Source organism: Bradyrhizobium sp. HKCCYLS20291 (assembly GCF_051167715.1).
Classification (GTDB): Bacteria; Pseudomonadota; Alphaproteobacteria; order Rhizobiales; family Xanthobacteraceae; genus Bradyrhizobium.
In genome coordinates, this window is the sequence record NZ_JBNPTO010000003.1 from 469,105 (window position 1) to 481,473 (window position 12,369).

Consider the following 12,369-nt stretch of genomic DNA (forward strand, 5'->3'; position numbering starts at 1 on the left):
GAATCGTCGGCGACGAATGATCGATTGTTGATTCGAGCTATCCTCACCGGCGCACATCGCGCCGGTGCTGGAGTTTTGCCGCGATGTCAGGCCGCGCGAACCGAATTCAAAAACGTACCAACTCCGGACTTCAGGCGAATGCTCTGGTCGGACAACGCGCGGGCCGAAAGAAGTACTTGCGAGGAGGCGGACCCGGTCTCGTTGGCACCGCGCTGCACATCTCCGATGTTCGACGCGACCTGTAGCGTTCCGTGCGCCGCCAGATGAACGTTGCGCGAGACCTCTTGCGTAACGGCCTCCTGCTCCTCAACGGCCGTCGCGATTGCCGTCGCTATCTCCGATATGCGGCCGATGGTGGCGCTTATCTCCTGAATGGCAATAACGGAGTCGCGAGTCGTCGCTTGGATGCTGCCGATCTGCTGGCTGATCTCGCCCGTGGCCCTAGCGGTCTGTTCAGCTAGCGCCTTGACCTCGGTTGCCACAACCGCGAATCCGCGTCCTGCGTCACCCGCGCGTGCGGCTTCGATCGTGGCGTTCAAGGCCAACAGATTGGTTTGGCCAGCGATCGTATTGATCAAATCGACCACATCGCCGATGCGGGTCGCGGCGTGAGACAGAGCATGGACCTGCTCATTCGTGTTCTGAGCCTGACCGACCGCAACAGACGCGATCGCGGCGGATTCTTGCACGCGACGGCTTATCTCGTTGACCGAGGCGGCCAGTTCTTCGCTCGCGGCAGCAACCGACCCAACGTTCGCTGATGATTCGTTGGAGGCCTGCGAAACGATCGCGGACAAATGTTGTGTGCTCTCGGCGGTGTTCGATAGCCCACGAGCGGCCACCTCGAGCTCACCGGAGGCCGAAGAGACGGCATTCACGATTTCACCGATTTCGGCCTCGAAGCGCTTCGCAAGCTCTTGCATTTCCGCTCGACGTCGCTGACGTTCCGCTCCGTCGGCATCCGCCCGCTCCCTGCGAAGACGTTCCGCCTCAATCATGTTGTCTTTGAAGAACTGAACGGCTCTGGCCATCTCGCCGATCTCATCCTTGCGATCCGGACCGTGCACCGGCGCGGAATGATCGCCGGTCGCGAGGACCGTCATCGTTGCCGTGAGCGAGCCAAGCGGACGGGTAATCGACCTGGCAATGAAGATAGCGCCACCGACCATGATGACGAACGCCAGAGAACTGCTGATCATCAGAACTCGAAAAACTAGAGTGTACTGCTCCTCTGCGGACCGTTCGATTTCCCTTGCCGTTTCCCGGTGCAGTTCGAGCAGCCTTTCGGCGCCCTTCTTCACCTCGTTGAAGAGGGGGAGAACCTGCGTCGTAAGATCAATCCCGGCTTGATCGTATTCGCCCGCCAGGATTTTCTGTGCAATCGGCTTGAGGCCTTTTTCAATCATCTTTGCTGCGCTAACCTCGACGTGCGATGCGATATCGGCGAACCGTGTACCCGCGTCCGACTGCCGATAGTCGCGAAGCGACTGATTCATTGTTTTGATCGCATTTTCCAGAGCGTCCGTATGCAAAGACGCCGGATGGTCATGGCGCTTGGAAGCCGGAAGAACGGGGTTGTGCTGAACCGCCATGAGAACCTGGCGGAATGTCTCCTGCATAGATTCGTTCAGCTGTGAAATCTGCTGGATCGGCTTCAGCGCATCGCGTTCGGTACGAGACAACATCCGTTGCGTGGCTGACGTCGACAGCACTCCGATGACGCCGACGACAATCAGGCCAATAACGCTGATCACGATCAGAACTATGATGCGGCCGCCAATCTTAAAATTGAAAAACATAGTTTTCGTCCGCTCTGGTGTTGGTGAAGGTAGCTAACGTTTCCATACATTCGATAAGACTGTGTGAAGCATAGAGCCTGAAAAGCGTCGGCGTCGCTCGAGCAAAGTTGAAATGAGAAGAGCCAAGAAAATTCGACTGTTTCAATCGCAGTTTCAAATTGAAACGTCCGCTTTGTGCGGATTTGATCGGTCGGTTTCCATGTAACGGTTAGAGCCACGTACAGCTTCGGAACTTTGCTGGACTGAGGCGCCCAGCCAACCCGCTGACTTGGTTCATTTGTCGCGTTGGAAGCGCGGATTGAATTCCGCAGATGTCTTTATGCCATTAGCCAACTGAGTTTCACTTTGGCAGGGCAGTTGCACTACCGGGAGACTAAGCAGCCCAGGGAGCGCTGCTAATATGAGTTCGATCAAACACTCGCGCTCTCCAAGGCGAACCGGCTCCCTGATCCGGTTACCATGCCGGGACCGGATCCACTGCTCCGTCGCCCCAACCGGGGGGCGACGGGGCATTTTCAATCAAGACGGTGGGATGAAACGTCGCAGGCTGTTTGCCATCGAACAGTTTTCCGAGCGCACCCGATACGTTGACCCGATGAGTACGCCGCGAGGGTCCCTGACGGCGATGCGCGCCTAGTTGCGCGCAGGTCCTCATCCAGCAGAGGGATCTTCCTTGGCCGAATTGCTCGTCTTTCAGCCCGCCGAGCCACGTCGGATCACAGAACTAACAGCCCCAAGCCGTACGCCAGCGACACGGCATTCGCCGCCGCGCCACGGGCGCGCCTGGCGTCATGCGGGACACTCAAAACGCTTCGCTCCACGCATTCGGCGAATGAAAGTAAGTACGGCGCAAGTCAAGAGTATTCGAGTTCAAAATGTTTCGTGTTGAAACACGCGTTCCAAGCGAAATGCCCGATCGAGCACTGGGAGACGTTCGGCTCCTTCATGCCGGTCCTAGCCGCGTTGCGGCCTTCGGCCATCCATGGCACGCGCTGTGATCGTCGCTCAGATGCCGAGGCGATCAAGTTGGCATAGTCGTTGCTGAGGCACAGATGAAAGATTTGGAGGGGTCTTCAATGAAACGCCGAGACCTGACTGAGAAGCTGCTCGACATAAAACGCGAGAAGCATTGGAGCTGGAGGCACATATGCGACGAGATCGGGGGGCACTCCGAAGTCCTCATCGTAGGCGCCATCCTTGGGCAGATGAAGTTGACAAAGCCGCAAGCTGCGAATGCCGCACGCTTGTTCGGCCTTTCCAGCACCGAGCAGTCAATGCTGAACGAAGTGCCCATGCGAGGGGAGGGGGTTACCATGCCGCCAACTGATCCACTGATCTATCGGCTGTACGAGCTTGTGATGGTGAACGGGCCGGCCTGGAAGGCACTCATCGAGGAGGAGTTTGGAGATGGCATCATGTCTGCCATCGACTTCGACATGGTGATGGAGCGGCTGCCGAATCCAAAGGGAGACCGCGTCAAGATCGTGATGTCGGGCAAGTTCCTGCCTTACAAGTACTATAACGCAAGCGGTAACAATCAGGAGTACGGCTACAAGGAGGAATGAACGCGACGAACCACGCCGAGCCTTCGGGCTAGAGGCCCCCTGTGCCCTGGCACCGCTCTCAAGCGCCCGGGTGTCGTTCCCGCTCATTACGGGGTAGCTGTTGACCGACGTGAGAGCGGCTTATGGACTATATCAAGCTTGGGGACGTTATCGCCTCCATGATCCACGTCAGCGAGAGAAAGCTGACACTCAGGACGCGAGATCTCCCGATCCAGGGCGCGCCGTTCGGAGCCGCAACCACCCTTTCCGCGACGTTCATCCGCTAGGGCGCGTCGGGCGAGGGCATGAGGTAGCGAACACCGTGCTGTTCGCGTGTTCTGATCTCGCGGGCTTTTTTATCGCGGCCACGGATACTGCGGTCGACGGAGAGTGCACAGTCGTCGGGCCTGATCAAGGTCGTGGGCCCCACCCTCGGATGAGTGGAGAGTGCTCATCCTAGAGCATGCTGTTTTTATACGGAAACATACCCTGAGTTTCTGAGATAGTTTGCGCACTCCTTTTCCGAGAAGAGATCGAGGAGATCTCCTGCTTTTCGCCAAGTCGCTTCGATGGTGCGAGGTTCTGCATCTCGCATCAGGTGCTTGAGTTTGGCGAAGACCTGCTCGATCGGATTGAGGTCAGGACTGTAGGGAGGCAAGAAGAGCAGGTGCGCTCCTCTTGCGCGGATGAGGGCGCGAGCTCCCCTTCCTTTGTGGCTTCCGAGATTGTCGAGAATCACGACATCTCCCTTGACCAAGGTCGGAGCCAGTTCTCTCTCGACATAGAGCGTGAAGAGTTCGCCGTTGATCGGACCATCGATGACCCAGGGTGCTGAGATCCGATCGCAGCGCAGTGCTGCGATAAATGTCATCGTTTTCCAGTGACCGAACGGCACAGATGCCTCAAGCCGCTGCCCGCACGGTCCCCAACCACGCAGCGGGGCCATATTGGTCTTGATCCAGGTCTCATCGATAAAGACCAGGCGCGACACATCGATCTTGCCTTGGTGAGCTTTCCAGCGTGATCGCTTACGAGCGATATCAGGACGATCCTGCTCCGCCGCCCGTATCGTTTTTTTTGAAGCTCAGGCCTTCGGCGTGGACGAAGGTCCACACGGCCCGCACATCGGTCCGGATGCCACGCTCGGCCAACTCAGCTATTAACTTGCGCAAGGTGAATGGACCGGAACGGATACGTTTGCGAAGCCATTCGGCATGGGCCCCGGATAAGGTCCGCTTCTTGTGGCCACCGATTTTTCCCGGAGCGACGCCTCCAGTCTGCTGTCTGAGGTTCTTCCATTTACTGATGCAGGACGGGCTGATCCGGAGAGCCTGCGCAATCGAGCGGACCGTCTCGCCTGCATCAGCACGCGCTAGCGCGCGTTCGCGAATGTCTTCCGAATAGGGCCGTGTCATCCATGCTGGCCTCCGGCTTCCAGCATGGAATTTGAATCAGAAGTTGCCCGACTCGGGAATCCCGATTCCGCCAAAAAACATCATGCTCTAACGGCCTGTTGTGGCTTCACTCAACCTAGAATCTGTTCGAACGCTGCTGCAGCCGGGACCTCGATACGTCCGGGCGTCTTCAACTGCCAAAGGGTGCGTTGGATGGAGAGGTCGATCATTGGTACAATCTTGAGCCGGCCAAGATTAAGTTGATCGGAGACTGTTGCCCTGGAAACAATGGCAACGCCGAGACCGGCAGCGACTGCATGCTTGATTGCCTCAGTGCTGCCGATCTCGAGTGTCCGCCTGGGCTCGATCCCTGTTGAAGCGAGCGCCTGACTCACCACCTCCCGACTTCCAGAGCCAGGCTCGCGCACGATCAGAACTTCGTGCCTAAGCTCGGCTGCTCGAATGCTGTGCTCGACTTTCGCAAAGCGATGTTGGGGTTCAACGATCAGGCTCATTACGTCGGTGCGCCAGGCACGTTTATCAAGTACAGTATCCTCAACCGGGCCTTCAACCAGCGCGATCTCGATGTCATGCGCGAGCATGAGGTCGGCGACATCGCGCGTGTTGGCGATCAGGAGGTGAAGATCGATTCCCGGATACGTTCGGTGAAATAGCCCGAGGTGTTCCGAGATCATGTAGGTCGCGATTGTTGTAGAAGCGCCGATGCGAAGTGATCCACTATCGAGACTGCGTAGCGACTGCAGCTCCTCCTCTGCTGCACGCTCGACTGAAAACATCTGGTCGGCATGCCGAGCAAGCGCTTGGCCCTCACGGGTGAGTCGCACGCCTTTTGGTGTACGGTCGAGCAATCGGCAGCCCACCTGAAGCTCGAAATCGCGCACGCCCTTCGAGATCGATGGTTGGCTGATATGCAAGGTTTCGGCGGCGCGCGAAAAACTTCCCGTCCGCGCCACGGTGGCGAATAGACGGAGAAGATGGAGGTTCAAGGACATAACTTTCCTCTATCGGCCTAGACAAAAAAGATACTATGCGATTGAGCAGAACGATGCATAAGAATCTTCTCCTTGAGGAGAAGTTCGTGTCATCTGATCAGCAGTCGGTGGCCAGCCGCAGTGCCAGGGCGCGTTTGAGGCGTCATGCAAGCTTGATTCCTGGCCTTCTGCTTTGCCTCGCCGTATGCATCGTCTCGATTGGCCTTGAGTTCTTCGAACGACGTTTGTTCGCGCACCCGTATGTGGAGGCGCTTGTGCTCGCGATTCTGCTAGGTATGGCTGTACGCAGTTTCTGGAAGCCTTCCGAGTGTTGGCAGGCCGGTATCGCCTTTAGCGCGAAGCGGCTACTTGAGATTGCGGTGATGCTGCTCGGCGCCTCCATAAGCCTCTCTGCAATCGCATCGTCGGGGGGCGAGTTGCTCGCCGCAATTGCCGCAGTAGTCGTTATCGCTCTTTGCCTGAGCTTCGGGCTATGTCGGCTGCTGGGTCTGCCTACACGGCTTTCGATCCTTATCGCCTGCGGCAACTCAATTTGCGGCAATTCGGCAATTGCCGTCGTCGCGCCCATCATTTCCGCCGACGGTGACGACATCGCCTCATCGATCTCCTTCACCGCTATTCTTGGTGTGTTGACGGTACTCGGTCTGCCGCTGCTGATTCCGCTTCTCCAATTGTCAGCTAAACAATACGGCATCCTTGCGGGCCTTACCGTTTACGCTGTGCCGCAAGTGCTCGCCGCAACCCTGCCGGCCGGGCTCGTTAGCGCCCAGATCGGTACGCTCGTTAAGCTGATGCGCGTTCTGATGCTTGGACCGGTTGTCTTGATCCTTTCATTGTTCGCCTCACGATTTGACGACGAGGGAAACCCCAGAACCAGCATCGGTTTCGTCCGCCTCGTGCCTTGGTTCATCCTTGGCTTCCTGGCGCTAGCAACGGCGCGCTCTATCGAGCTGGTGCCTGCAGTCTTCGTCGGTTGGCTCACCGCGACTTCCGGTTTCCTCACGGTCGTGTCGATGGCTGCTCTTGGCCTCGACGTTGACGTCCGAGTACTTGCAAACGTAGGAGTGAGAGCCGCTGCTGCTGTCAGTCTGTCCTTGCTGCTTCTGCTCGCTATCAGCGTCGTCGTCGTCCATTGGCTTGGCTGAGCGATCACACTTGGACTGACCGAGCTTCCGCTCTGGCGAGTGTTCTCGGAGTGGTCGTCAATCACGTACCGGCCGCCGATCCGCCAGACATCCCCTAAACTGCATCACAAGTGAGTCAGAGCCAAATCTGAACGCCAATTGACACGCCGCGTTCAGACAATGACGCAATGCGGACTTGGCGACCTGCCGTGCAGAATGTCGATGACCGTTTGCGCAGCAATTCTATTGGTGCGCAACAACCCCTCGTTGCTGGATCCGGCCGCGTGCGCGCTCGCTAGGACATTGGGGAGGCTGACGAGCTCCTGGAGCCTCGGATGGCGCATGGAATCGGCCTCACCATCGAAAACGTCCAGCCCCGCCCCTGCGAGGCGGCCCGATTTCAGCATGCAAATGAGAGCTTCCTCGTCGACTAGGCCGCCACGTGCTGTGTTGACAAGGATGGCTCCCGGCTTCATGGCAGACAGTGTTGCCTCATTGAACAGGCCGAGAGTCTGGCCCGTAAGGGGCAGATGGAGGCTGACATAGTCAGAGCGGCTCAACAGCTCTGGAAGTTCGACGAAGCGCGCTCCGAGGCTCGCGGCGGCCTCTCTGTTTGGGAATGGATCGTAAGTAAGCACGGTCGCATCGAACCCGCGAACCCTTCGCGCCACCGCCTGAGCGATCCGCCCGAAGCCGACTAGGCCGACCGTCTTCTCGAATAATTCCGTGCCGACGAGAGGTGACCATTTTCCCGCTTCGATGGCGAGATGGCCTTCCCGCAAGCGTTTGGCCAACGACAGCATCATGCCCACCGCATGGTCCGCAACAGCTGGCTCGTTTCCGCCGGGGGCGATCACGACTCGGCGGCCGAGCTCGCGCGCCGCGTCGGTATCGACGGTGTCGTACCCGACCCCGCGCCGCGCGATGACCTTCAGATTTTGGTGTTCGAGCATGAGATTGCGTGTCACAGGGGCAGTGCCGACGATCCAGGCGTCGACCCCGCTCAGCAGCTGGCGTAGGGCGCCCGCATCAAGCGTGTCGTCCTGGATATGGTCAGCAAGACCCGTGCGCCGCACGAGGCACTCGTTGTCTCGCAACAAGCGCTCGGCGGTCTCATCGAAGAAGCGCGTTGAAACGAGGACATTAAAGGACATTCGCTGCTCCACGTGGTTCCGTCGTTTGACAAAAGCCGTCCTCTGCCGGTCTTAGGCGGCACCAGCAGGACTCATTTGATAACGTCCGCTGCGCTACTAGAGGAAAGCGCAGCGAGCCGATCTATGCGTAGAGGTGGCCCGCCGATTTTTCGTTGGCGCGGACGGTGAAACCGATCAGAACGAGGCCTATGAGGCCAGAGAGCACCAGGATATAGGCTGGTGTGTAAGTGTTGCCGGTGGCGCTGATCAACCAGGTCGCCAGGTACGGACCACCGCCGCCCCCGACGACCGCTCCGACACTGTGTCCAAAGGCGACGCCCGTATGGCGGACTTCGGTCGGAAAAAGCTCCGGCATCGTCGAATAGGTCCCAGCCTGACAAAGAGCGTAGGGTATGATGCCGATTAAGAGGCCGAGGAGAGCAAGCGTGAAGGATTTTTGATTCATCAGCGCAAATTCAGGTATGGTGACGACCACATAGGTCGCGTACGACCAGAGAAGGAGTTTCTTGCCGCCGATCTTCGTTCCGATGCTGCCCGCGACGGGGATTAGTGCCGATGCGAGCAGAACTGCAAGCAAGACAATGGTCGCGGCCTCGGCTTTGCTGAAGCCGAGCACCTCGCTGAAATAGACGGCAACGAAGACTGTACCGATGTAAGTCCCAAGGTTTTGTACCGCGGATATCAGCGTGACTTTGGCAAGCGCCCACGGGAAGACCTGGAACACGTGCTTCAGCGGCGTCCTTGTAGTTTTGTTGGAAGCGACAAGGCGGGCATATTCGGGACTATCCTCAATCTGAAGCCGCATCCAGATCGTTAGAATTGCGAGCGGCGCGGCCAGCAGGAATGGTACTCTCCAGCCCCAGTCGGCCATGCTCTGTTTTGAAAGAGAGACTGCCATGATCGCAGCAAGAGCCGCGGCCAGCCCCTTTCCTAATTGCGCGACTGAAGGGATGAACGAGATGTAGAGCGCCCGGCGATCGGGGGGCGCCCATTCGCGAATATACGATGCGGCGCCACCGATTTCGCCGCCGGTGGAAAACCCCTGTAGCATGCGCATGAGGATCAACAGAAAAGGGGCAGCAACGCCGATCGCATCGTAACTTGGTAGCAAACCGGTGGCCGCTGAGGCCGCGCCCATCAGCGTAATGCTTGCGATCAAGCTGATACGCCGGCCACTCACGTCCCCAAGGCGCCCGAAGAACCACGCGCCTACTGGGCGGACGAGAAAGGCCAGTCCGAAGATGGCCAGCGTATCCAGCAGATTTACGAGGGGATCGGCTCTCGGGAAAAACACCGCGGCGATCGTGGCGGCAACGTAGCCGTAGATGCTGAAATCGTAGTATTCGATGAAGGTGCCAAAGACCGCCACCGCTGTCGCTCGCTTGTACTTGGCCTTGTACTCGCCTGAACCGTTCGGCGCCTCGTTCACGTTATCCTCCTCTTCTTGAATTCCGTCCCCGGCAGTGGTTGTAGATGAACGCTTCTGTCCATCGAATGCGCGCGTCCACGCACGTCGGCGCTGGATCCGGTTGGGCCGTGATCCGTTGGCGTCAAAGCGATGCGACGTGCTTCAGCAGCCGCGCTGTGCGGCTACGTCTTGGCATAAGCGCCGGTATAAGTCCCCGCGTGGATGGAATTTATGATCGCCTCTTCACGTGCGATCTGCGCGTGCACGGCAGCCGCAAGCTCCTTCGCGACCGCGATGGAGAAGGTAACGACGCCATCCGCGTCGCCGACGACGATGTCCCCGGGAGAAACGACGGTTCCTTCGATGGCGATCGGCACGTCGATCTCGCCCGGGCCATCCTTATACGGTCCGCGATGGGTCACGGCCTTGGCGAAGCAAGGAAAGTCAGACGCTGCAAAGGCCGCGCAGTCCCTGATCGCTCCGTCAATGACGAAACCGGCGACGCCGCGGCTTTCCGCGATATTCTTCATGATGTCGCCGACGAGTGCACGGGACGTGTCGCCTTCTCCTGCGACCACGATCACCTCGCCAGGTTTGACGAGATCGAGCATCTTGTGAATCGTCAAATTATCGCCTGCCCGGGTACGGACCGTTCTTGCGCGGCCAATCAACCGGCCCGAGCGATGATAGGGTTTCAACCCGAAGAAGCCCGGCAAGCGCTGAAGGTTGTCACTGATCACGGCCGTCGGAACGTCTCGGAATGCGTCCAAAACGTCAGGCTCGAATGTGGTGTCCAAAGCTTGCAAATGTCCCTCCCAATTTTGTTGCCTCCATTGATGAACGCCAACGAACGGGAAGAAAAGCGATTTATTTTCCCAACGATTGTGTCGTTTTACGACAGTGTCATTCGTTCCCAGCTGAAGTCACTAAGCGATCTTCCGGGAGTATCCGGCAGTCGTCGAATACTGGGCAACCTCCATGATGCAGTCGCGGAGGATTGGCAGCAGCGCACGACGGTCGTCTTCGCGCTGCATGAAGCAGTAGGGTAAAGTAGGCAACGGCGGATCGCTGCGAAATGTCAGGAGAGCGCCGCCCTGAACCCACGGCCGCATGAACGACTGCGGCAGAAAGCTGAGACCCACATCTGCAATCGTAAGCCCGATGATGGCCATCAAGCTATTGCTCGCCACGATTCGCTCTATCCGAAGGCCTTGTGCCGCCGCCCAGGCATCGAATGCCTGAGTCAGTCCGGAGCCTTCCGTCATCGTGATGACGGGGTGTCGAGAGAGATCCTTCGATTTCAGAATTTTGCCGGCTCTGAATCTTCCGGGTGCTGCTATCCATGCGAACCGGACATCCCCGACCTTATAGGAGGTGATGCTCGAATCTTCGGGTGGCCCAGGGACGATCGCGAAGTCTAGTTCGCCCCGCACCACTTGACGCTCCAATCGGCGTCCCAGATCGACATGGGGACGTAAGGCGAGGCCTGGATGGTCTTTGCGCACCCGAGCCACGAAATTCGGCAACCATGTCAGCGCGCCGAGCTCGCTGATGCCGAATCTACATGTTCCACTCAGCCGGGCCGGTGCATCGAGAGCGCCTCGGGCGCTCTCCTTGAGCTCCAGCATCTCGGCGGCCAGGCGTAGCAGCCGATGGCCCGCCTCCGTGAGATGAGCCCGCTTTCCGGACCGGCTGAAAAGCTCTGCTCCCACCCAGGCCTCGAGTTCCGCGATGCGCTTCGACAACGACGATTGAGTGACGTGCACGCGCTGTGCTGCCAGAGCGAAGCTGCCCAGGGTCGCCGCGAAATAGAAGGCCTCAAGTTGCTTCAGCGTCATGTCGTAAAACTATCCCAGCCGCGCTCTCCGAACAGCCTGATTTCGTTCAAAGGGACGGACGAACCAGCAGAACCAATCATCCGGTCGAGCCGCCAATGTGCGTAAGAAGGCGGCGTGCAGCTCTCGGATAGCTCTCACTTCCTCGCCTGTTTCTTTGCAGTGGAAGAGCCGCGTCGTGCTGTCGCATGATCTCGCGGCGCAACCTGGCGAAAGGCCTCTACCAGAGGATCGTGAAGCACCAACGATCCCGACGTTCGCCGCGTGATCAGCGCGAGCGTCCGATCAAGCGGCCTGCCCAGACTTTCGGTCCAGACGACCCGTCCTTGACCATAGCGCAGTGCCTCCGGTTTGGGAATGATCGCCACTCCCATGTTGAGAGCCACGAGCTCAATGATTGCTTCCAGCGAGTCTAGCACCATGCCTTCGCGGATCTCGATCGACCTATCGGCCAGGAAGGCATCGACCAGTTGCCCGATGCCGGTCCGCGGCGCGAAGCGAATGAAAGGGCGCGTGCGGAGCAAGTTGATGGACAGCTGCCGACGTTCCGACTTTGCCGCAACGAGCACGAAGGGGTCGACCAGGATTGGCGTAACCGCGAACGCATTGCCCAGGTCTTCGGTTCCCGTCACAACTGCCGCATCGAGCCGGCCGTCGGCGACCCTGTCCACCAGATCGATCGAGAGCGCGCTTTCGACCCGTAGTTTGAGTTGCGGAAATGCACTCATGAGATGCTTCGCAACAGCCGGGAGCAGGCGGATGCTTGCGGTCGCGACGACGCCGAGCGCCAGCTTTCCCGAAAGCGGCTGGTTGTTCCGCAACACGATCGGAAGGTCCTCATAGGCCGTGACGATATCCCGTGAAGCATCCGCCAACGCAAGCCCCTCCCGGGTCAATCTCGGCGGCCGTGTGGAGCGGTCAAATAGAGCGACTTGGTAGATTTCCTCCAATTGCTTCATCTGCATGCTGACCGCAGACAACGTCATGTTGAGTTCGCGGGCGGTCTCCTGGAAGGAGCGACCGTCACGTATCCAGAGAAGAGTCTTGAGGGCTCGGATCGACATCGGCGTTATGTTAAATGAAATTGAATATAAACGC

Annotated in this window: 11 protein-coding genes; 3 read left to right on the forward strand and 8 right to left on the reverse strand. The window is 58.6% G+C overall.

Going from position 1 to position 12,369, the window contains the following annotated elements; all coding sequences use genetic code 11:
- Window positions 1-86: 86 nt before the first annotated feature.
- The gene (locus tag ACQR07_RS10060; RefSeq protein WP_434902128.1) at window positions 87-1,799 is read right to left on the reverse strand and encodes a methyl-accepting chemotaxis protein; all 1,713 of its coding nucleotides are present in this window, start codon (window positions 1,797-1,799) and stop codon (window positions 87-89) included.
- A 1,076-nt stretch (window positions 1,800-2,875) separates the two neighbouring features.
- On the opposite strand from ACQR07_RS10060, the gene cynS reads away from it, so the two are divergent.
- Both cynS and ACQR07_RS10070 read left to right on the forward strand, forming a co-directional pair.
- A complete protein-coding gene (gene cynS / locus ACQR07_RS10065) occupies window positions 2,876-3,364 on the forward strand; it encodes a cyanase (RefSeq protein ID WP_434902295.1) in 489 nt (162 codons plus the stop codon).
- 122 nt (window positions 3,365-3,486) lie between these two features.
- The gene (locus ACQR07_RS10070; protein WP_434902129.1) at window positions 3,487-3,630 is read left to right on the forward strand and encodes a hypothetical protein; all 144 of its coding nucleotides are present in this window, start codon (window positions 3,487-3,489) and stop codon (window positions 3,628-3,630) included.
- Between the two features lie 185 nt (window positions 3,631-3,815).
- Here ACQR07_RS10070 and ACQR07_RS10075 read toward each other — a convergent pair.
- Together ACQR07_RS10075 and ACQR07_RS10080 are read right to left on the reverse strand one after the other, a co-directional pair.
- Window positions 3,816-4,758, reverse strand: a protein-coding gene (locus tag ACQR07_RS10075) for an IS630 family transposase (protein WP_434902130.1) whose coding sequence is annotated in 2 segments (ribosomal slippage) — window positions 3,816-4,421 and window positions 4,423-4,758 — 942 coding nt in all. Because the reading frame shifts where the segments join, the coding sequence is not laid out codon by codon here.
- A 110-nt stretch (window positions 4,759-4,868) separates the two neighbouring features.
- A complete protein-coding gene (locus ACQR07_RS10080; protein WP_434870196.1) occupies window positions 4,869-5,750 on the reverse strand; it encodes a LysR substrate-binding domain-containing protein in 882 nt (293 codons plus the stop codon).
- A 53-nt stretch (window positions 5,751-5,803) separates the two neighbouring features.
- Between ACQR07_RS10080 and ACQR07_RS10085 the strand changes: the two genes are divergently transcribed.
- On the forward strand, window positions 5,804-6,895 hold the full coding sequence (locus ACQR07_RS10085; RefSeq protein WP_434902131.1) for a YeiH family protein: 1,092 nt from the start codon (window positions 5,804-5,806) through the stop codon (window positions 6,893-6,895).
- 152 nt (window positions 6,896-7,047) lie between these two features.
- Here the strand turns inward: ACQR07_RS10085 and ACQR07_RS10090 are convergent, their stop codons facing one another.
- The 5 genes from ACQR07_RS10090 to ACQR07_RS10110 form a co-directional block, all read right to left on the reverse strand.
- Window positions 7,048-8,028, reverse strand: a complete 981-nt coding sequence (locus tag ACQR07_RS10090; protein WP_434902132.1) for a phosphoglycerate dehydrogenase — start codon at window positions 8,026-8,028, stop codon at window positions 7,048-7,050.
- Window positions 8,029-8,149: 121 nt separating this feature from the next.
- Window positions 8,150-9,457: an MFS transporter gene (locus ACQR07_RS10095; protein ID WP_434902133.1), complete on the reverse strand. Its 1,308-nt coding sequence runs from the start codon at window positions 9,455-9,457 to the stop codon at window positions 8,150-8,152.
- 161 nt (window positions 9,458-9,618) lie between these two features.
- A complete protein-coding gene (locus tag ACQR07_RS10100) occupies window positions 9,619-10,242 on the reverse strand; it encodes an RraA family protein (RefSeq protein ID WP_434902134.1) in 624 nt (207 codons plus the stop codon).
- 120 nt (window positions 10,243-10,362) lie between these two features.
- Window positions 10,363-11,274: a LysR family transcriptional regulator gene (locus tag ACQR07_RS10105; RefSeq protein WP_434902135.1), complete on the reverse strand. Its 912-nt coding sequence runs from the start codon at window positions 11,272-11,274 to the stop codon at window positions 10,363-10,365.
- A gap of 134 nt (window positions 11,275-11,408) precedes the next feature.
- Window positions 11,409-12,335 (reverse strand): LysR family transcriptional regulator, encoded by a 927-nt coding sequence (locus tag ACQR07_RS10110; protein ID WP_434902136.1) that lies wholly within the window; start codon window positions 12,333-12,335, stop codon window positions 11,409-11,411.
- Window positions 12,336-12,369 lie beyond the last annotated feature (34 nt).